Here is a 21,796-nt window from a genome sequence, read left to right as displayed (position 1 = left end):
GTTCTGTTGATTTTGACTTTTAATGAAAACGACCATTGCTGTTGTAGCTCAGTGGTAGAGCACTTCCTTGGTAAGGAAGAGGTCGTGAGTTCAAGTCTCATCAACAGCTCTGAAAAGCTAGTTCTAATATCAATATGTATTAGGACAATTTTTATTTAAAATATTGAAAAAAATTGGTCTGTGGTCGGTGGGGCTATGGACTGTTTCATTGTTAAAAACCACAACAAAAACCGATAAAAATGGCAAAAGAGACCTTTAAGAGGGATAAACCCCATGTAAACATTGGTACTATTGGTCACGTTGACCATGGTAAAACTACTCTTACAGCAGCTATCACAAGTATCCTTTCTCAAAAAGGACTTGCTCAAGCACGTAAGTATGATGATATTGATGGTGCACCAGAAGAAAAAGAACGTGGTATCACTATCAACACTGCACACGTAGAATACGAAACAGCTAATCGTCACTATGCACACGTTGACTGTCCAGGTCACGCGGATTATGTTAAAAACATGATCACAGGGGCTGCGCAAATGGATGGAGCTATTCTTGTAGTCGCATCTACAGATGGTCCTATGCCTCAAACGCGTGAGCACATCTTGTTGGCTAAACAAGTAGGTGTACCTCGTATAGTTGTATTTATGAATAAAGTAGACTTAGTTGACGATCCTGAATTGTTAGACTTAGTTGAAATGGAAATCCGTGAATTATTAACTTCATACGGTTTCGACGGAGATAACACTCCAATCATCCGTGGATCTGCTACTGGCGCTTTAGCTGGTGAAGAAAAATGGGTTGGTGCTATCGATGAATTGATGGCAGCGGTTGATGAATATATCCCATTACCTCCAAGAGCTGTTGACTTACCTTTCTTGATGCCAGTTGAAGATATCTTCACTATCACAGGTCGTGGTACTGTTGCTACTGGTCGTATCGAAAGAGGTATAATCAAAGTTGGTGAACCAGTTGAAATCGTTGGATTGGTTGAAAAACCATTGCAATCTACTTGTACTGGTGTTGAAATGTTCAAAAAATTATTGGACGAAGGTGAAGCTGGTGATAACGCAGGTATCTTATTACGTGGTATTGAAAAGAAAGATATCAAACGTGGTATGGTAATCTGTAAACCTAAAACTATCACTCCACACACTGAATTCAAATGTGAAGTTTACGTGTTGAGTAAAGAAGAAGGTGGTCGTCATACTCCATTCTTTAACAAATACCGTCCTCAGTTCTATTTCCGTACTACAGACGTAACTGGTGAAGTAAGCTTACCAGAAGGTACTGAAATGGTTATGCCTGGTGATAATGTTACATTGACTGTTAAGTTGATCACTAACATCGCTATGGAAAAAGGTCTTAAATTCGCGATTCGTGAAGGTGGACGTACTGTAGGTGCTGGTCAAGTTACAGAAATCATCAAATAGTCTTTAACTAGATTTTTGAAATATTTAAACCATTAGCAATTTGCTAATTAGTATTTTGCTAATGGTTTTTTCTACGGGAATAGTTCAATGGTAGAATAGAGGTCTCCAAAACCTTTGATCAGGGTTCGAATCCTTGTTCCCGTGCTTTTGTTATGTGAGTTTTGATTTTTCAAATCATTTATTTTACCTAACATTGCAATGCTAATAAAAGCTAGCATTTTTTTTATGAATAAAGTTTCTACATATCTTAAAGAGTCTTATGATGAGTTGTTGAATAAAGTAACTTGGCCTTCTTGGTCAGAGTTGCAACAATCAACTGGCATCGTATTGGCAGCTACTATCTTAATTACAGCAATGGTTTGGATTATGGACTTTGCTAGTAGTTGGATTTTGAAATTTATTTATTCATTCTTTAAATAAGGAGTTTATTCTTTTATGATAGATACAGATTTACAGTCAGAAAAGAACAGTTTACCAGTTGAAGATTCGAAAGAGCCTACAATATGGTACGTTTTGCGTGTAGTCAGCGGTAAAGAGAGAAAAGTAAAAGAATATTTAGATAAAGATATTACTCGTAACGGTTGGAATGAAGTGGTTAAGCAATTATTTCTTCCAATGGAAAAAGTCTATAAAGTACAAAATGGTAAAAAAATTGTACGTGAGAAGAACTTTTATCCTGGTTATATAATGATGGAGGTTGCGAAAGGTAAACTTTCAGATGCAATTATCTCCTATATTAGTAATACAACTAATGTGATGCATTTCCTTACAGATGGTAAAGGTAGTAAAGGAAATATTGTTTCTTTGCGTAGAAGTGAGGTAAACAAGATGTTAGGTAATGTAGACGAAATGAATGATCAGGATGTTACCATGAGCGAACCATTCATAGTTGGGGAAACTATTAAAATTATTGAAGGACCATTCAATGACTTTAATGGTGTAATTGAAGAGGTTAATGATGAAAAGAAACGTTTGAAAGTAACTGTAAAAATCTTTGGGCGTTCTACTCCTGTTGAATTAAACTATGTACAAGTTGAAAAGTTAATCTAATTGATTATTTTTATATTATTAAAAAGCCTAAGGATAATTCCTTAGGCTTTTTTGTTTTAATTCGTTTTGAGCCAATTTTGAAAATCTTTCAGTTCTTGTTCAGATATTTGATGGTGCATTTCATTATAAGTATGAAAGTCTACTTTAATCCCTTTCGATTTTAAATAATCTACACTTTTTACTGCTTGTTCATAAGGAATTCTGTCGTCAGCATTTCCGTGGCCTACAAATATTTTCAAATCTTTCAATTTTACTGTTTTTTGTATATTTTTAAATACAGGACTTAATATTTTTCCACTAAAAATAGAGATTCCATGAATTTCGTTAGGATCTGTTAATCCTAATGCATAACTCATATTGGCGCCTTGACTAAATCCACCTAAATATATTTTAGTTGTATCAATAGGATATTTGTTTTCTAGATTATGTATTAAATCGAGGACTTTAGTCTCGCTTATGCTGAGTTCCTCGCCGTTGGGTATTTGTACACCTGCGCTATCTCTATTAGAATACCATTCATATGCGCCATCTTGTAAGGTAATCGGAGCTCTTGGAGATACAACTATAAAATTCTCTGGAAATACTGATTTCAATTCGAATAAATCTTGTTCATTACTTCCAAAGCCGTGCATTAGTATAATAATTGGAAATTTATCCGCCTTTATACTTGGCACTTGTATTAAATATGTGAGCCCCGAATCTTTTTGTGAAACGATATTGTTATTTTCTTTTAGTTGAGTAGAATCACGAGTATTAGTTGAATTGGGACTTGATTTACAAGCTATAAATGTAGAAATACTTAAGAGTGTAGTAAATATTATTTTCATTATTTTCATTTTACTGAAAGCAAAATGTAAAGATAATATTTAAATAAGTTCATACTATGCTCCAAATTTTAACATAGTATTGAATATATGCATTAAAAAGGGTTGTTCTATTTCTGAACAACCCTTTTTAATGTGTCTTTTATATTATTTAAAATGCATAATACACACTCAATCCAAAGTTTCTTGGATCTGTTGGGTTTAAGAAGGCTTGAGGATAGTAGGCTATATATCCTTTAGTATTACCAATATTGTTTAAGATAGCTCTGAATGTATATTGCTTATAGTTGTAGGCCAATTGTGCATTAACAGTAGTATATGCATCTAAATTAAATGGTCGAACTCCAGGAGTGATTTTTTGGATTTCGCCTCCGCCTGTAGTTACATTTACACTTGTAGATTTTGAGAAGTCGTCCACAGGTCTACTACCTACATAATATACGCCAAGTCTAACTGTCAAGCCTTTTAATGCTCCTTTAGTAACGAGGTAATTAGCCCATCCATTAGCTGTATTTTTTGCAGTACCCATTGGTGTAGAACCATCCACATAGGATTTTACCCCTTCATATTTGGCATCAACATGTGTATAGCCGAGTAATACTTCTAGATTATTTAATACATGACCAGTTATTTCTGTTTCTATACCATGTCGTTTTAAACTACCGCTTTGATTATAGTATACATTGCCTGTACTAGTGTTGGTTAATTGGTAGGCAAAATCATTATTATTCATTATAAAATAAGTTGCATTGAAACGCAAGCGATCATGAAAATAATTTGATTTTAGACCGAATTCATATTGTTGAGTTACTGTATTACCTAATTTATTTCCATTTTGATCAACATATTCTGCAGTTGAGATATCTGAAACAGAGGTATATGATCCAAAGAAATTCAATTGCTCTATAGGAGAAATGAATAAACCGAATAAAGGATTTATACCATGACCAGATCCATAAGTATTTATTTTGTTATCTACACTAGAGGTATGACTATATCTTACTCCTAATAGCGCTCTGACATACTTATTAAAAAATACCATATCCTGTGCATACATTCCAAAATCATCGTAGTTTCGATTGTAATATCGACCTTTATTTTCGGTATATGTTAGGTTTTGATTACTCAATGTATTGGTATAGTTTTCATATATATTAATAGTATCTATAGGTGCTGAATTGAAGGCTTGTGAGTACCAAGATCTTTGTCTGAAATCATAACCAGCTTGAAATGTGTGTTTTATTTTTCCTGTATATATATCATGACCAATCAATGCAACATTAATAACTGTGCTTTTATCATTTTCCGTTACATGATTTAAATATCTATAGCGTACATTCCTTTCGCCTGTAGCTTTAAATGCACTACTATCTAATTCTGCTATAGCGGAGTTGAAATCTTGATTAAATGTTGATCCATAATAGTTAATTTTTAAATCTAAATTTTTATTTAAATTTCTTGTCAATCTTAATCCCCAAAATTTACTATTCGTTAAGTTATGATCTGAAGAGAATCCTAGGAATTTATTATTAGGCATATTCCATAATCCATTGACACTATCCGCTGCAAGATTGATTGTGCCTCGATCTGGTGTTCGAGAGTCATGTTGGTAATGAAATTCTCCAATTAAGGAAGTTTTATCATCAATCTTCCATAAAAACGATGGGTTTATTACAAAGCGATCATTTTTAGTAGTTGCTCTGTAACCATTCCCAGCTTGCATCGCTCCATCAATACGAAAAGCCAGTTTGTTGCTTAATGTTTTTTCTATATCATATACTCCACGTACATTATTCCAACTAGAATATCTGATTCCTACGGATCCTGCATTTGTGAAATTTGGTGTTTTGGTTACTGCATTAATCACTCCACCTACAGAACCAAGTGAATTACTAAGACCTTGAGACATGGAGTAAATCCCTTTCAATACTTGAATATTATCTACTGTTTCCATATCCGGCTGTACGCCATGGCCTCTACTATCATTATCTAATTGAATCCCATTTAACAAGGTATTGATACCTCTAATGCCTCTGATCGTATACGAATTGCCGATGCCACCAAAATTAGAAAATTCAATTACGCCAGCCACATTACGTAGCGCTTCACTGATGTCTTGATTATCTTGTTCTCTTATTAATCTATTAGAAATCACTGAGACACTTTGAATTTGCTCATTTGCTTTTAATGGCATCGCTGTCAATGCATCTAACTTGTCTGGTTGATGATTAGGGCGGCCAAAGACTTCGACGGGCTCCATTAATTTATCGTAGGCAACAAGCGTAATATGTATATTTCTTTTTTGTGGATCCCATTCTATAGTTTGGGTAATAAATCCTTGTTTTGAAAAAATTATAGTTAATTTATCTGATGTCTCATTTACGGGAATAGAAAAATTTCCGTTTTTGTCGGCTAATACGCTTATTTTTAAACTTGGTATGGAAATGTTTACTAAGGATAAAGGTTTATCAGATTCAGTTTGTATATTTCCTGTAATTTTATTTTCGCTTTGTGCAAAACTATATTGACAGGCCAATAATAACGCAGAACCTAACAAAAGGCTACTCTTTTTCATCTATGATTCTTTAAATTTTTCTGAATGATTTTAAAATCTTCTGGAGAAGGTTTATCTGTGATTCGGAGCGCAAGGTCTCCATTTCTGTAGATTATCATTTTCGAGATGCGGAAATTTTACAGAAAATGTTAAAAATTAAATAATCGGATGTTGTGATCTACTTAAATATTTTTTTCTTGATTCCGAGTTTTTGCATTTTGGAAATAAGGGTAGTAGAGGGTATCCCCAATTTCTCTGCGGCGCCACCGACACCAGATATTTTTCCCTTACAAATATTTACTATTTGCAATATGTATTGTTTTTCCATCGCCTCTAATGTCACAATTTGGTCTAGGGCAAGCGCATTCTCTGGTTTATGTTGAATACTATTAGGCAGGGCAATATCTTGAATTACTACATCTTTACTTAATAAGACAGTTCGTTCGATTAGATGTTCCAATTCCCGAATGTTGCCTGGCCAATTGTAATTTTCCAGTGTTTTAATGGCTTTGGGTGCAAATTTTTCTACTTTTTTGCCCGTCAATTTTGAAAATTTATGTAAAAAATAATTCGCAAGTGCTGCAATATCTTCTCGCCTTTCTTGCAACGAGGGTAAATGAATTGGGAACACATGTAGTCGATAATATAAATCACTCCGGAATTTTCCTGCTTTTACATCTGCTTCCAGATTTCTATTTGTGGCTGCGATGATACGCACATTTACAGGAATTGTTTTCTTACCGCCAATGCGTTCGATTTCTTTTTCTTGTAATACGCGCAATAGTTTAGTTTGTAATTGCAAGGGTAATTCTCCAATCTCATCCAGAAATATAGTTGCGTTGTTGGCTAATTCAAATTTGCCAATTCTTCGGTCTATTGCACCAGTGAAACTGCCTTTTTCATGTCCAAATAATTCACTTTCAATCAATGATTCTGGCAATGCTGCACAATTTACCTTGACCATTAATTTATCTTTTCTGTTTGAGGTGTTATGTATTGCGTTGGCAACTACTTCTTTCCCCGTTCCAGTTTCTCCTAAAAGTAAAACGGTACTATCAACTTTAGCAACTTGTGAAATCAATTGATACACTTCTTGTATTTCGGGAGAATTGCCAATCATTTCAGAAAATTTTTTGTCAGATTGTTGTTCTTCCTTTAGAAAATGTTTTCTTTTTCTAGTTGCTTTTTTAGTTGTTGAATCGCATTTAGTTGAATTTCTATTTTCTCATTTGCCAAAATGTTGCTCACGCAAATGCCTATAAAATTGGCGATACTTTTTAAAAATTCAAATTGCTCTTTATGGAAAGAATTTAATTTAGATGCATATAGGTAAAGCATGCCACGAGTTTCTTGACCGATATCGATTCTTACCAACATCATTTCTTCAATGCCATTGTTATACCAATGATATACGTAGGGAGGTACTTTCGTATTTTTCATCACTTTTCTAAGGTGGAAGATGGTTGGCTTTTTTGTTTTTAATGCCTCTTGAAATATACCATCATCAATGGGCAATCCCCCATGTATTATCGGGCTTTCTTCCGTCCGTTGTAGGATGTTCTTTTCATCACTATATAAAAATGGGGCATGAGATTTTCCGTCTTCATTAATCAAACAAAGCGTGTAAAATTTTGCATGGAAAAAGGCAAGTAGTGGAGCCGTAATTACATTCCACAAATCTTTTCTATTGCGTGCAGTTGCCAATTTTTCACTCAATAAAATTAAATGTTCTTGTTGCTGCTCTTTCTGTTGTAATTGAGAAATGAATTGTTCGTTGGTAGGCATTGCGATAAATTGTAAAACGTGAGCGGGATTCGTATGAATTAAATAAGTGAACTATTATTTTACGAAACTACAGCATAAATCGATTCAATAATCGTAAAATTACGAAATATCGTAAATTTAATATGAGTGTAAATTCGCTATTTTATTGATAATCAATAAGTAAATATTTGGCTTTCAAATTGATTATTAATTAAAGGTAGGATCAGTGATCTATCTTTTAAAATTATTCACATAACCCAAAGCATTTTATGGAAGCTCAAATTGGAATTAAACAAGAATTTTTATTACAAGTAGCTATTTCTTTAGGCAAAGTTTTAGCAGACGAATTTGTATTATATACGAAAACGCGTAAGGCGCATTGGTGTGTTACTGGTTCAGATTTTCATAGTAAGCATTTGTTTTTTGAAGCGCAATACAATCAATTGGCCGATATTATTGATGATGTGGCAGAACGCATTCGTTCTTTAGGGCATTTCCCTCCAGCGACCTTAAAAGAATATTTGGAATTAACACATTTAACTGAACAATCTCGTGAAAAAAATGATTCGTTAGGTTATATTAAAGAATTATTGTCTGATCATGAAAGTATTTTAATTCATCTACGTGAAAATATAGATGGCTATGCTAATGCCTTGAAGGATGCAGGTAGTAGCGACTATATAACAGGGTTGATGGAAACACATGAGAAAATGGCGTGGATGCTCCGTGCGCATTTAGATTAGATAAATACACTTTTGTATTTATTATTTTCTGAAGGAGTACTATGTTTGTTTATAAAAACAAACATAGTACTTTTTGTATTTTTATTTTCCTAATTTTTGCCTATGCATTTTGTCAAAAAATATAGTTCTATCCAATTTATTATAGTCTTGCTTACTATAATTCCAATGGCTTTATTTGCGCAAAAAGATAGTAGTCAAATTTTTGCGTTAATCAATAAAAGTCGCAATTACATAATAAAGCCTGGGAATAATGATACAGATTTAAGTGCCGCGCTATCTCTAGCGCAACAGGCATTAGAACGCAGCAATGCCAGCAATTTTTTCAACGGAATAGGGAATAGCTATCTGGTGATGGCAGAAGCTTACCGGGAGAAAGGAGATCGTGTGAAGGGAAGAATGTACAGCAAACTTGCGATGGCTTGTTTTAGAAAATCTGGAAGTTTGGAAGAGCAAGCAAAAGCCACCATTGAATATGGCGGTACATTCAATAATGAATCTGAAATATCCACTAAAATTGCTTTGTATAAAAAGGGGGCACAACTCTTCCACGAGGCAAATGCTATTTTAGACGAAGCTGTTATTACGCAGTTTGTGGCTGATTTATATATTTTAAATGGAGCATCTGATAGTGCGATTCATGTTTTGGATTATAGTTTGGATTTATATAAAAAGGTTAATTATAAGCGATTGCAAGGTGTTTACAGTCTATACGGACAAGCTTACAACTTGATGAATCAATTTGGAGCGTCTCTAAAATTCAATTTATTAGCTGCGCGTATTGGTGAAGAGCAAAAAGATGAAGGGCCGTTGATGGCTACTATTTATAATCGCTTGGGTTTGATTTATTTTAATATTGGTTATTATAATCAAGCGATGGATTATTTTAATAAAGGATTGCGTATTGCCAAAATTGATAAAGATACTGTTGCAATTATTTTACTTCAAAACAATATTACGGATGGATTATATAAGAAAAATGAATTTAGAAAAGCACTACAATTATTAAATGTTACTAGTAAGCTTGAGCCGCTAAAGGATACGTTAGATGTATTTCATAATGCTTGCTTTTATTTCAAGATATTAGTTGGATTAAAAGATTTTTCAAATGCAAATTACTACTTTCTAAAAGTACAACATTTGCTTCCTGCCAATGCAGTCTCTAGTACGAATAAACTTTATGGAACATTGATTTCTATTAATTATTTGCAAGAAAGTAATCAGTATAGTTTGGTAAATTCTTATTTGAATATGGCAAAATCATTGATGAATAAGTTGCCGTTTTCAGTTTCTAACAATAAGCAATTTGAATTTTTTTCTTATAAATATGATTCTGCATTTGGAAATTTTAAAGGTGCATTAGAACACTATAAAAATTTCAAATTAGCTTCAGATTCTGCATTTAATATTAATAAAGTACGTGAATTTGATCAGTTGGAAGTTCAGTCTGAACATGATCGTCTAGATCAAGATATTCAATTTCTTATGCAGAAAAATCAATTAAATAATGCACTACTTAATCAAGAAAAAAATCAGAAAAATATCTTTCTAATCAGTTTATTTGTCTTTCTTCTTTTGTCTGCGCTTTTGTTTTTGTTATACCGCAACAAATTGAAATCAAATATAGTATTGGAGCAAAAGCAAGCAGAAATAAATGAGCGAAATCTGCAATTGTCTACATTTATTAAGGAAAAAGAATGGTTGTTGAAAGAAGTGCATCATAGGGTAAAAAATAATTTACAAATTGTAATTAGTCTTTTGAATAGTCAACTTAATTTTTTGAAAGATGCAGAAGCTATTGCTGCAATTAAAAGCAGTCAACAGCGTATGTATGCTATATCTTTGATACATCAACTATTGTATCAAGATGAAAAATTGGGGCAAGTAGAAATCTGCTCCTATATAAAAGAACTTGTTGCTCATTTAAAAACCACTTTTGACGACCATATAAATATCCGGTTTGATCTGCATTGCCAACATCTTTTGCTAGATGTGGTCCAGGCGGTTCCACTTGGTTTGATTTTGAATGAAGCGGTTAGTAACGCTGTGAAATATGCTTTTCCTAATAAAACCACAGGTATCATTGAAATTTCTTTACAGTCACTTTCAGAGAAACAATATCTATTATCTGTACAAGATAACGGAATTGGTATGGCGGATAATATAAACTATAATAGTACACTTGGGATGAATTTGATGCACGGATTAGCCGGGCAATTAGGAGGAGAATTAAATGTTGAAAATAAACATGACGGTGTTTTGCTCCGTGTGAATTTTAAAGTAAATTATCGTAGTACAGAACTATAAATGAAATAAATTATGAAAAAAAATACGCAAACAATTTTAATAGTAGAAGATGAATTTATAGTTGCTAATGATTTGCGTATGATGGTGGAAGCCGCTGGTTATAGTGTATTGGCAATCGCGGCGTCTTATATGCAAGCTAAAAATGCATTGGCTATTGAACGTCCAGATTGGGTGTTGTTAGATATCATGTTGCTTAGTCCGGAGACGGGCATAGATTTGGCGAAGGATTTACAACTATTACAGATTCCATTTATTTATATTTCTGCAAATACGAATCAACAAACTTTTGAGTTGGCGAAGCTAACGCGCCCTTTTGGATTTTTAGTGAAACCTTTCCGAGAGAAAAATCTTTTGTTGATGTTGGAAATTGCACAAAATCGACTAGAAGTAGAAAAAGAATTGAATCAACGAAAGCAAACATTAATTTCCGTTTCTACAGATCAAATAATTGGCCGTGCTCCGAAATTATTAGATGTTTTGAATAAAGTTCAGTTGGTTGCACCAACCAATTCCTCTGTATTAATAACTGGTGACAGTGGCACTGGTAAAGAGCGTATCGCGAAAATGATTCATGATGTTTCCAAACGAAAAAACCATAGTTTGGTAACTGTAAACTGTGGTGCATTACCCCAAAATCTAGTTGAGTCGGAGCTGTTTGGGCATGAGCGCGGAGCATTTACAGGTGCGATGCAAAGGCGTTTGGGTAAATTTGAACAAGCTCATCAATCAACTATATTTCTGGATGAAATTGGCGAATTGTCGTTGGATGCACAAGTAAAATTGCTGCGTGTTTTACAAGAAAATGAAATCGAAAGAGTGGGAGGTAGTAAGATAATTCCGATTGATGTTCGTGTAATTGCTGCTACAAATCGTGATTTGGAAATAGAAGTTGCAGCGGGTCGTTTTCGACTTGATTTATATTATAGATTACATGTTTTTCCTATAGAATTGCCACCGCTAAGAGAACGAAAAGACGATATTCCTTTATTAGTGGCCCATTTTTTAGAAAAATTTTCTCATGGTTTTCAATTGCCTGCACCAGCCATCTCCAATAATGCAATTCAAAAATTGATTGACTATCATTGGCCAGGAAATATTCGGGAGTTAGAGCATTTAATTGAGCGCTATTTTGTTTTGTATTCAGGCAAATCCATTACTGAATTTACTCTTCCAAAAAATGAAACTATAGATAACGTTACTCAGGTTCCATTGAATAGTTTAGAAGATGTAGAACGTGACCATATTTTAAAGGCTTTGCAGCAGACAGAAGGTCGAGTTTCTGGCATTAATGGTGCTGCATCTTTATTGAAAATCACTGCACAAACTTTATATACTAAAATTAAAAAGCTGGGTATAAAATCGGGATATAAATAAACAGTATTATTACCTACGTCATAGTTTGTATAAATTTACGAAATATCGTAATTTTATAATTGCTCATTTCTTCATAATCTATTGAAATTCAATTGGATAATCTTAGGTTCGGAATTTGATTATTGTTTATTATCATCTTAAAACCTTGTCCTCTATGTTAGAAATAAATTCAGTAGCTCCAGATTTTACATTGTACGCGACTCCAGATCAACAAATTACTTTATCTGAGTTAAGAGGGCAAAATGTTATTCTTGCATTTTATCCCGCAGATTGGAGTCCAGTGTGTAGCGATGAGATGGCATTATACAATGAAATGCTGAAACTATTTAAAGAATATAATGCGCAATTATTGGGTATATCTGTAGATAGTAAATGGTGTCATATGGCATTTACTCAGTCTAGAAATTTGCATTTCCCATTGCTAGCAGATTTTGAAGAGAAGGGCGCAGTCTCAAAAGCTTATGGTGTTTATAATGAAAAAGAAGGAGAATGTGAAAGAGCATTATTTGTTATAGACAAAAATGGGATTATTGCTTGGAATTATCTTTCTCCAGATGCAATTAACCCAGGAGCAGATGGCATTTTAAATGCGTTAGAAAATCTCAAAAATAAATAACTATGCAACTAAAACCAGCAGTAAATCAAGGAGATCATTTGATAGGTAACAATGGCTCTAATTTAGTCATTGTGGAGTATGGAGACTATCAATGTCCTTATTGTGGTGCGGCTTATCCCATTTTAAAAAAAATATTAAAAGAATATGGTGATGCCATAACGTTTGTTTTTAGAAATTTTCCACTTTCTGAAATGCATCCAATGGCGCGGCCTGCTGCACTTGCTGCTGAAGCGGCAAATCTACAAGGTAAATTTTGGGAAATGCACGACGCTATTTATGAAAATCAAGATGTATTGAGCTCTGAATTTTTACTTCAATTAGCCACTAAATTAAATTTGGATATGGTTCAATTTGAAAAAGATATTCAATCTGATAAGGTCAATGATAAGGTTGATAATGACTTTGAAAGCGGGGTACGCAGTGGCGTGAATGGTACGCCTTCTTTTTATATAAATAATCAAAAATTCAATGGAGGAGCGGAGGATCTGTTAGAATTATTAAAAGAAAATTCCAATGCGTAAATGTTAAACTAAAATTTCTTATTTATTAATATTTAAAATTCAATCAAAATGAGTACACTCAAATTAAAAGACGGTACAGAAATTTTTTACAAAGATCAAGGTGAAGGCCCTGTCCTAATGTTTCATCACGGATGGCCACTATCCTCTGACGATTGGGATGCACAAGTCATCTTTTTTTTACAAAAGGGTTATAGAGTCATTGCGCATGACAGAAGAGGCCACGGTCGCTCTAGCCAAAATATCTACGGGCATAATATCGAGCAATATGCGGCTGATGCGGCTGAGTTAGTGGATTATTTAGGTTTGAATGATGTCGTTCATATCGGACACTCTACTGGTGGCGGTGAAGTCATTCGTTATGTAAATAAATATGCCAATGGTCGCGCAAAAAAAGCAGTTTTGATTAGTGCTGTTCCCCCGATTATGGTAAAAAATGAAACAAATCTAGATGGTGTGCCTCTGGAAGTTTTTGATAATATCAGAGACCAAACATTACACAACAGAAACCAATTTTATATTGACTTAACTATTCCCTTCTATGGTTATAATAGAGAAGGGGCAGATGTGAAAGAAGGTATACAACGTAATTGGTGGAGACAAGGAATGATGGGCGGTATTGTAGCGCATTATGAAGGTATCAAAGCTTTCTCTGAAACAGATTTTCGGGAGGATTTGAAAGCTGTGGAAATCCCTGTGCTCGTACTGCATGGTGAAGACGACCAAATTGTTCCTTTTGAAAATGCAGGCGTAAAATCTGCTAAACTTTTGAAAAATGGTAAATTAATAACTTATCCAGGATTCCCTCACGGTATGCCAACCACCGAAGCTCCAACAATTAACAAAGATCTTTTGGCATTTATTGAAGAATAATTTTGCATTCTGAAATAAATATTCATACATTTGTTGCTACAATTATTGTAGCAACAATATATTTAAATTAAAAATTATGCGAACTGAATTCGTCTTTGATAATGGATTGGATGCAATTGAATGGTTGCAAGCAAAAGGGTACACTCAAAATTTTGATTTAAATAATGATTGTATTGTGCTAGAGGGTTCTAAAATTTATCCAACGGCATTTGAAATTGACCATGTTTTTAGATTTGAAGATGATTCAGATCCAGAAGAAGAAGAAATTATTTATGGCATTTCTTCCAACACGGGCGATAGAGGTATTTTGGTAAATGCTTACGGCACTTATTCGGATAGTTTGACCGATGATATGATAACCAAATTAAAAATTTAACTACTTAATAACTATAATTTATTCAAAATGAAACCGTCTCCAGATTTATTAGCCCCCGATAATCATACATTGGTATTGATTGATTTCGAAGGTCAAATGGGATTTGCAACCAAAAGCATTGCTTTCAACGAATTACGTACCAACACTGCATTGATTGCAGGTGGTTCTAAGATTTTTAATGTACCAACTATCGTAACTACAGTAGCCGAAAAATCATTTTCTGGACCAGTGTTTCCTGAGATTGAAACCTTTTATCCGCAAGCAACTTCCGGTTATTTAGATCGTACTACGATGAATACTTGGGAAGATGCAAATGCCTATAAAGCAATCACAGCAAAAGGAAAAAAGAAAATAGTATTAGCAGGACTATGGACCAGTGTGTGTATAGTTGGCCCTGCTTTATCTGCCTTGCACGAGGGGTATGATGTATTTGTCATTACAGATGCTTGTGGTGATGTAACACCAGAGGCACACGAGCGTGCAGTACAACGCATGGTACATGCAGGAGTGAAACCAATGACGTCGGTACAATATGTATTAGAACTGCAAAGAGATTGGGCACGACAAGAAACCTATGCTGCCGTTACCGATTTAATGAAAAAATATGGCGGAGCTTATGGCATCGGAGTACAATATGCACACGAAATGTTAGCTCACTAATTATAGTGTAAATAAAAATGGCGAAACATTTATTACACTATATAATTACTTTCTTCTTTGGGGGTTTGGGATTTTTAATGATGGAAAAATCCCATGCTCAAAGTTTTAAATTGATGCGTTTTGATGAAGATTATTCCACTTGGAAAGACTCTTCTAAAACATTTTATCATAGTTTGAAATATATCCCGACGGGAAAGCAATCTTACTTATCTCTAGGTGGAGAGGCGCGTGCGGAATTTGTATATTTTGATAATGAAGATTGGGGAAGACTCGGCATTGGGACTAATCCATTTTTATTACAACGTTACGATTTCTATGGTGATTGGCATTTGAATAATCGATGGCGTGTATTTGGGCAAATACGAAGTGCCTGGGAGAGTGGTCGAAAGAATGGTGCGCGTATGATTGATGAAGATAAATTTAATGTTCAGAATTTATTTTTGGACTATAAGTTTATTGATAAAAATAAAAAAACGCTCACTGGTCGGATTGGTCGACAAGAATTGGACTATGGAAGTGGTCGACTGATTTCTGTGAGAGAAGGTCCCAATTTGAGATTGTATTTCGATGGTATAAAATTGGCTTATTTTTCTCCACAATTAAGAGTAGATGCATTCGTAATGGCTGCGGATACGATTAATACAGGCGCACTAGATAATAAATCCAGCAAGCAGGCCAATTTATGGGGACTGTACGGCAATTGGATTATTCCCAAAAGTGGAAATGTAGAATTTTATTACATTGGCATTCGCAGAGATAATTCCGTATTTGTAGAAGGCGTAGCGAATGAAAGACGCCAAACTGTAGGTGCTAGATACTATAAATATGGCGGTGGTTTTATTTATAATTTCGAAGGCGCTTATCAATTTGGGCATTTTGGAAAAGGAAAAATTAGTGCGTGGACAGGTGCTGCGGAGTTTGGATATAATTTTGATCAAATAAAAGGAAGTCCATCAATCAGTATACGCAACGACTATATCTCGGGCGATTCTCATGCTGGTGATGGCAAGTTACAAACCTTTAATCCCATTTATCCAAAAGGCGGATATTTTGGATTTAATCCGCAAATTGGTCCTGTCAATTTGATAGATATTCATCCATATGCGAGTTATAGTCCCATTGCTAAATTGATGTTACAAGGTGACGTGGTATTTAACTGGCGCTATTCTTTAGGTGACGGTATTTACAGACCAAGTGGAACGTTGAATCTAAACTTAGTAGATTCAAAAAAACGATATATAGGTACGGCTTATTTAGCAAGTGCGACCTATACAATGACAAATAAAATTGCCCTAAATATGGGTGTTCAATATTTTAAAACAGGTAACTATATTGACGATGTGATACCAAATCATAAAAATGGTTTGTTTATCAATACTCGCCTTTCTTTCAAATTCTAAAATAATAATAAAATGAAAATGACAAGTTTGAGTAAATTATGGAAAAAAGCAACTATAATAAGTGGCTTTTTGATTGCAGGCATTGCACCCATTCAGCAACAAATATTTGCACAATCAACAGGAATCAATCAGATTGATCCGAAACAAAAATTAACACCAGCAGGAACTAGCAAAAATTGGGGTAATGTGGATGGTGTTTCTATGATTGGTTTAGTACAAGGGCCTTCCGCAACAGTGACAGATTTGCAAGTTGTCTGTGCCTTTGAATATACGGAAGGGGATATTTTTAATGCTCCACCAGCCTTGCCTGCGGAATTCAATGGTTTAGTACATTTAGATAAAGCGATGAATGGCAAGTTTACAGAACTACGTAAATCTGGTCGTTTTGTAGGTCGCCGATACGAAACTATATTAATAGATGCACCTAAAGGTTCTAGTTTAAAAGCAAAAAAATATTTGATTATTGGACTAGGTGATCGTAATCAATTTAATGCAGGTATCATGACTGATATAGGTGAAGTTGCCGCTAGAGAAGCGGTGAAATTAGGTGTGACAAACTTCGCATTTGGTAGTGATTTGAAAGATGCAGGTATTGACTCTCCAACAGCCGAAGTAGCAGGTAATATTGTAAAAGGTATTGTAAAAGGATACCGTACTGAGGAATATTTGAAGGACAATAATTTGGCAAAATTAAAACCATTGAAAACGGTGTATTTATTGGCAGGGCCAGCATTTTTCACAGTTGCAGGAAATGGAATTCAAAGTGCAATTGCTTCTATTAACAACTAAAATTTTTCCTAAATGGCTGATCTAATTTTATTTAATGGAAAAATTTCTACTGTAGATGCACAAAATCCAAATGCATCTGCAGTAGCTATTCAAGATGGTAAATTCCTTGCTGTGGGTAATGATGCTGATATTTTGAATAAATATGGAGATACTACCACACGCAAAATTGATCTTCTTCAAAAACGCGTTATTCCTGGTATCAACGATTCACATACGCACCTAATTCGTGGAGGCCTCAATTATAATTTGGAATTACGTTGGGATGGAGTTCCTTCTTTGGCAGATGCATTACGTATGTTAAAAGTTCAAGTAGACAAAACACCTTCTCCTCAATGGGTAAGAGTGATTGGTGGCTGGACGGAATATCAATTTGCAGAAAAAAGAATGCCTACATTGGATGAAATCAATGCGATTGCTCCAGAAACGCCTGTTTTTATTATGCATTTGTATGATCGCGCATTTTTAAATAGAGCAGCCTTAAATGCTGTTGGGTATACTAAAGATGCACCAGCACCTCCAGGTGGTACGATTCAAAAAGATGCGAATGGTAATCCTACTGGTTTGATTTTAGCTACACCTAGTGCCATGATTTTGTATTCAACTTTAGGAAAGGGCCCCAAACTATCACTAGACTATCAAATAAATTCTACACGTCATTTTATGACAGAACTCAATAGATTTGGTATAACGAGTGTGATAGATGCTGGTGGCGGGTCTCAAAATTTTCCAGAAGACTATGAAGTGGTACGTTTATTAAATGAACAAAATCAATTGACGATTCGTATCGCGTATAATTTATTTACACAACGTCCAAAACACGAATTTGAAGATTTTGAACATTGGACTAATAGTGTGGAATTGCATCAAGGAGATGATATGTATCGTCACAATGGAGCGGGTGAAATGTTGGTATTTTCCGCAGCTGATTTTGAAAACTTCATGGAACCTCGTCCAGATTTGCCAGAAAAGATGGAAGATGAACTAGAAAAAGTTGTTCTTAAATTAGTGGAAAAACGTTGGCCATTTAGAATACATGCTACGTATAATGAAAGTATTACACGTTTTTTGGATGTATTTGAAAAAGTCAATAGAGAAATTCCATTTGATGGTTTGCATTGGATTTTTGATCATGCCGAGACAATTGACGAGCGCAATATAGAACGAGTCAAAGCCTTAGGCGGTGGTATTGCGGTGCAAGATAGAATGGCTTTTCAAGGAGAGTATTTTACTGATAGGTACGGTGCTAATGCTGCGACACAAACGCCACCAGTTAAGAAAATCTTAGAAATGGAAGTTCCGATCGGTGCTGGTACAGATGCAACGCGTGTAAGTAGTTACAATCCTTGGCTCGGTCTGTATTGGTTGGCAACGGGGAAGACGGTTGGAGGAATGCAATTGTATAGTCCTGACACAACGGTAGGTCGTGAAACTGCACTAGAATTATATACTAAAGGAGGCGCATGGTTCTCAACAGAAACAGATAAAAAAGGTTCTATAAAAGTCGGACAGTTTGCAGATTTGGCGGTTTTGGATAGTGATTATTTTACCGTAGAAGATGAAGCTATCAAACATATTGAATCCGAAATGACGATCGTTGGAGGAAAGATTGTGTATGCAAAAGATAAATTTTCAAACTATGCTCCACCTACCATTCCAATTTTACCTGATTGGTCGCCAACCAAATCTTTCAATGGCTTTTATAATGAAGGAAAAGGAAATTATAGTTTGTCGAGTTATAAAGCCAAAACAAAAAACAGCGGTCAAGATGTTGTAGATTTTTCGATGTTACATTGTTGTGCTGGTGCTTGTAATGTACATGGTCATGCGCATGATAAAGCACGTAAAAGTGAAGTGCCGGTAAATAATTATACCGCTTTTTGGGGTGCATTGGGTTGTTCTTGTTTTGCCTTCTAAATTTTAAATAATGAATTCAATCATTCACTTTGTCCTGAGCTCTGATTTAGGAAATATAAAAAATAACCTTGCAGTTTTAATCTTTCGATTTTTATTAGCGCTAGAGTTATTTCGGGTACATGGCATGAAAAAATTTAGAGTAGAAAATGGGCAAAAAGAGCATGTTCCAAATCCGCTCGGATTGCCTGATAAGTTAAATGGGCTGATAGCTACATTTTCGGATACGGTTGTTCCATTTTTAATGATGATGGGTTTAGGCACTCGTTTAGTGGTATTGCCAACGATTGGAGTTACAGCAATTGGATATTTTGTAGTGCATCGCCATGATAATATTGAAATACGAGATGTTCCTTATATGTATACACTGTCGTTGCTTTTTTTATTAGTTTTAGGTGCGGGGACCTATTCATTTGATCAAGTTATTTTAGAACACATTATTAGTAAAAATCAAGACTATGGTATTTGAAAATTCAGTAAAAACAATCAGTTGTCTCACCTTTTTACTAGCTGTAATCGGTGGTTATTGTGATACTTTAACATTTGTAGCTGGGGAGGGTATCTTTTCCGCACATGTGACAGGCAATTTTGTTGTATTTGCAGCTCAGGTGGCCTCTGGATCTGGTGAAGGCTCATGGGTAAAATTAATTTCTTTTCCCATATTTATAGTTACGGTAATGATAGGGGGAAGACTTGCAGGAAGACTTTCTAACAGATATAATATGTTATTGATAGAAAGCTGTTTGCTAATACTTGCTGGCGTATTGGGCTTTTTACTCCCACATTTTTCGAATTTGGAATCGCAATTATGTATGTACACTTCGGTGATGATCACAGTAGTTGGGCTAGGATTTCAAAATGCATTTGGAAAGATGTTTGCAAAAGAAACGCATGGTCCTACTACCATGATGACAGGAAATGTTACGCAAGCATCACTGGACTTGAGTAATGTATTAAAAGGTGGGCAATTTCGTATAGATGGCTGGAATAGTTTGAAAAAACAAATGGTAACCATTTCAGGATTTTTGATTGGTTGTTTACTGGGCGCTTGGATGGGCAAATGTTATGGACTTGGTTTGATTTTGGCTCCGGGATTAATTTTGTTGGTATTTTGTTCTTTATATAAAAGAGAAAGTAAATTGTAATTGTCATTAACAATTAGTTTTAAATACAATACTATAGTTTTACCAAAAGCAAATTATAAATGAGAAAGATTATTTTATGCCTTTGTTTGTTTTTGACATTTTTAAATATGAATGCTCAAAAAGTTTATAATAGTCCAGAAAAGAAATCCTTGCAGGAACTACAACAAGCATTTATTGATTTAAAGTTTGGCATGTTTATTCATTTTAATATTCCAACTTATGCAAATCAAGATTGGCCAGATCCTGACATGCCAGCCGCTACATTTAATCCTACTAAGTTAGACTGTGATCAGTGGGCAAAAGCTGCCAAGTCTGCGCATATGACTTATGGATGCTTAACTACAAAGCATCATAGTGGATTCTGTATATGGGATACAAAAACAACGAACTATAGTGTCATGAATAGTTCGTTCAAAAAAGATGTAGTTAAAGAATATGTCAATGCCTTTAGAAAAAATGGACTGAAAGTATCTTTATATTATTCCATATTGGATACACATCATCGGATACGTCCAAATAATATTAACAAGCAAAGCATAGTATTTATCAAGGCTCAATTGAAGGAATTATTAACAAACTATGGAACAATAGATGCGCTTATATTTGATGGTTGGGATGCTCCTTGGTCTAGAATTAGTTATGACGATATATCTTTTCAAGAAATTTATAATTGGGTAAAAAAATGGCAACCTAATTGTTTAGTAATGGATCTCAATTCCGCCAAATATCCAGCGGGTGCGTTGTTTTACTCGGATATAAAATCTTACGAACAAAATGCTGGTCAAATGATTTCTAAAGAGACGAATAAGTTGCCCGCTTTGTCTTGTTTGCCTTTACAAGAAAACTGGTTTTGGAAAACGACATTTCCGAGTTCAACCTTAAAATCTCCAGAATTTCTTATCAAGGATAATTTGGTTCCATTTAACAATGCATATTGTAATTTTCTTTTAAATGTTGCACCTAATAAAGAGGGTCTTATCGATAAAAATGCATTAGATGCATTACAAAAAATGGGTGAATTATGGCAAGATGATAAAAAATATCAAGCTTTACCAAAACAAGATGCTCCAATAATTTCGCGCAATTTAGCTAAGGACAAATTTGCAGAAAGTAGTTGGAGTGATGATATGAATATTATGGATTTTGGAAATGATGATAAGTTTAATACTTCATGGGAATCTAATCCAGAAATTAAGAATCCATGGTATGAAGTTGTATTAGGAAAAGATATTTCTTTTAATACCATTGTTATTACTGAAGGTGGCGAGCCAAAGATTACAAATTATACATTGGAAATTTATACTCATGGGCAATGGAAAAAACTTATAGATGGTAATAATAAACAGAAAACCAAACTTATCCGTTTCCCCAATACAAAAGGCGATAAAGTACGTATGAAGATAAATGAATATAATAGTACTCCTTCAATTGCGGAGTTCGGAATCTATAATGAACCCAAGTTATAAAT

21 protein-coding genes and 2 tRNA genes are annotated in these 21,796 nt (G+C 34.5%); 19 read left to right on the top strand and 4 right to left on the bottom strand.

Features of this window, described 5'->3' with window-relative positions:
- The first annotated feature begins 37 nt into the window (after nucleotides 1-37).
- From E0W69_RS15975 to nusG, 5 genes are all read left to right on the top strand, one after another.
- A tRNA-Thr gene (locus E0W69_RS15975) sits at nucleotides 38-109 on the top strand.
- A gap of 130 nt (nucleotides 110-239) precedes the next feature.
- Nucleotides 240-1,427, top strand: coding sequence for an elongation factor Tu (gene tuf, locus E0W69_RS15970; protein WP_131331042.1), 1,188 nt, complete (start codon nucleotides 240-242; stop codon nucleotides 1,425-1,427).
- Between the two features lie 73 nt (nucleotides 1,428-1,500).
- Nucleotides 1,501-1,571: transfer RNA gene (locus tag E0W69_RS15965), tRNA-Trp, on the top strand.
- 81 nt (nucleotides 1,572-1,652) lie between these two features.
- Nucleotides 1,653-1,847, top strand: a complete 195-nt coding sequence (gene secE, locus E0W69_RS15960) for a preprotein translocase subunit SecE (RefSeq protein WP_131331041.1) — start codon at nucleotides 1,653-1,655, stop codon at nucleotides 1,845-1,847.
- Between the two features lie 15 nt (nucleotides 1,848-1,862).
- Nucleotides 1,863-2,477, top strand: coding sequence for a transcription termination/antitermination protein NusG (gene nusG / locus E0W69_RS15955; RefSeq protein WP_131331040.1), 615 nt, complete (start codon nucleotides 1,863-1,865; stop codon nucleotides 2,475-2,477).
- A 56-nt stretch (nucleotides 2,478-2,533) separates the two neighbouring features.
- Here nusG and E0W69_RS15950 read toward each other — a convergent pair whose 3' ends face one another.
- The 4 genes from E0W69_RS15950 to E0W69_RS20630 form a co-directional block, all read right to left on the bottom strand.
- Nucleotides 2,534-3,304, bottom strand: a complete 771-nt coding sequence (locus E0W69_RS15950) for an alpha/beta hydrolase (RefSeq protein ID WP_191967883.1) — start codon at nucleotides 3,302-3,304, stop codon at nucleotides 2,534-2,536.
- 148 nt (nucleotides 3,305-3,452) lie between these two features.
- The gene (locus E0W69_RS15945) at nucleotides 3,453-5,876 is read right to left on the bottom strand and encodes a TonB-dependent receptor (protein ID WP_131331038.1); all 2,424 of its coding nucleotides are present in this window, start codon (nucleotides 5,874-5,876) and stop codon (nucleotides 3,453-3,455) included.
- Nucleotides 5,877-6,033: 157 nt separating this feature from the next.
- Nucleotides 6,034-6,975: a sigma-54 interaction domain-containing protein gene (locus E0W69_RS20635; RefSeq protein WP_225321295.1), complete on the bottom strand. Its 942-nt coding sequence runs from the start codon at nucleotides 6,973-6,975 to the stop codon at nucleotides 6,034-6,036.
- A gap of 35 nt (nucleotides 6,976-7,010) precedes the next feature.
- Nucleotides 7,011-7,640 (bottom strand): GAF domain-containing protein, encoded by a 630-nt coding sequence (locus E0W69_RS20630; protein WP_225321294.1) that lies wholly within the window; start codon nucleotides 7,638-7,640, stop codon nucleotides 7,011-7,013.
- Between the two features lie 248 nt (nucleotides 7,641-7,888).
- Here E0W69_RS20630 and E0W69_RS15935 point away from each other — a divergent pair, with 248 nt between their 5' ends.
- From E0W69_RS15935 to E0W69_RS15870, 14 genes are all read left to right on the top strand, one after another.
- Nucleotides 7,889-8,362 carry a Dps family protein gene (locus tag E0W69_RS15935; protein WP_131331037.1) on the top strand — a complete coding sequence of 158 codons (474 nt, stop codon included), beginning with the start codon at nucleotides 7,889-7,891 and terminating at the stop codon, nucleotides 8,360-8,362.
- Nucleotides 8,363-8,464: 102 nt separating this feature from the next.
- A complete protein-coding gene (locus tag E0W69_RS15930; protein WP_131331036.1) occupies nucleotides 8,465-10,666 on the top strand; it encodes a histidine kinase dimerization/phosphoacceptor domain -containing protein in 2,202 nt (733 codons plus the stop codon).
- 12 nt (nucleotides 10,667-10,678) lie between these two features.
- Nucleotides 10,679-12,040, top strand: a complete 1,362-nt coding sequence (locus tag E0W69_RS15925) for a sigma-54-dependent transcriptional regulator (RefSeq protein WP_131331035.1) — start codon at nucleotides 10,679-10,681, stop codon at nucleotides 12,038-12,040.
- A 154-nt stretch (nucleotides 12,041-12,194) separates the two neighbouring features.
- Entirely contained in the window at nucleotides 12,195-12,656 is a 462-nt protein-coding gene (locus E0W69_RS15920; protein ID WP_131331034.1) for a redoxin domain-containing protein, read from the top strand.
- A gap of 2 nt (nucleotides 12,657-12,658) precedes the next feature.
- On the top strand, nucleotides 12,659-13,177 hold the full coding sequence (locus tag E0W69_RS15915) for a DsbA family protein (protein ID WP_131331033.1): 519 nt from the start codon (nucleotides 12,659-12,661) through the stop codon (nucleotides 13,175-13,177).
- Nucleotides 13,178-13,225: 48 nt separating this feature from the next.
- Nucleotides 13,226-14,047: an alpha/beta fold hydrolase gene (locus E0W69_RS15910; RefSeq protein ID WP_131331032.1), complete on the top strand. Its 822-nt coding sequence runs from the start codon at nucleotides 13,226-13,228 to the stop codon at nucleotides 14,045-14,047.
- 76 nt (nucleotides 14,048-14,123) lie between these two features.
- Complete coding sequence (locus tag E0W69_RS15905; RefSeq protein ID WP_131331031.1) at nucleotides 14,124-14,423, top strand: phosphoribosylpyrophosphate synthetase; 300 nt, start codon at nucleotides 14,124-14,126, stop codon at nucleotides 14,421-14,423.
- A gap of 27 nt (nucleotides 14,424-14,450) precedes the next feature.
- Nucleotides 14,451-15,083, top strand: coding sequence for a hydrolase (locus E0W69_RS15900; protein ID WP_131331030.1), 633 nt, complete (start codon nucleotides 14,451-14,453; stop codon nucleotides 15,081-15,083).
- A 17-nt stretch (nucleotides 15,084-15,100) separates the two neighbouring features.
- A complete protein-coding gene (locus E0W69_RS15895; protein ID WP_131331029.1) occupies nucleotides 15,101-16,483 on the top strand; it encodes an alginate export family protein in 1,383 nt (460 codons plus the stop codon).
- Nucleotides 16,484-16,495: 12 nt separating this feature from the next.
- Nucleotides 16,496-17,272, top strand: a complete 777-nt coding sequence (locus tag E0W69_RS15890; RefSeq protein ID WP_225321293.1) for a M17 family peptidase N-terminal domain-containing protein — start codon at nucleotides 16,496-16,498, stop codon at nucleotides 17,270-17,272.
- A 12-nt stretch (nucleotides 17,273-17,284) separates the two neighbouring features.
- Complete coding sequence (locus tag E0W69_RS15885) at nucleotides 17,285-19,186, top strand: amidohydrolase (protein WP_131331028.1); 1,902 nt, start codon at nucleotides 17,285-17,287, stop codon at nucleotides 19,184-19,186.
- 10 nt (nucleotides 19,187-19,196) lie between these two features.
- The gene (locus E0W69_RS15880) at nucleotides 19,197-19,652 is read left to right on the top strand and encodes a DoxX family protein (RefSeq protein ID WP_131331027.1); all 456 of its coding nucleotides are present in this window, start codon (nucleotides 19,197-19,199) and stop codon (nucleotides 19,650-19,652) included.
- Entirely contained in the window at nucleotides 19,642-20,328 is a 687-nt protein-coding gene (locus E0W69_RS15875; protein WP_131331026.1) for a YoaK family protein, read from the top strand. The genes E0W69_RS15880 and E0W69_RS15875 overlap by 11 nt, the downstream gene beginning before the upstream one ends.
- Nucleotides 20,329-20,435: 107 nt before the next feature.
- On the top strand, nucleotides 20,436-21,794 hold the full coding sequence (locus E0W69_RS15870) for an alpha-L-fucosidase (RefSeq protein ID WP_225321292.1): 1,359 nt from the start codon (nucleotides 20,436-20,438) through the stop codon (nucleotides 21,792-21,794).
- Nucleotides 21,795-21,796 lie beyond the last annotated feature (2 nt).

This window comes from Rhizosphaericola mali (assembly GCF_004337365.2).
GTDB lineage: Bacteria > Bacteroidota > Bacteroidia > Chitinophagales > Chitinophagaceae > Rhizosphaericola > Rhizosphaericola mali.
Note: the sequence above shows the minus strand (reverse complement) of the source record. Positions and strands in the feature narration are given on the sequence as shown.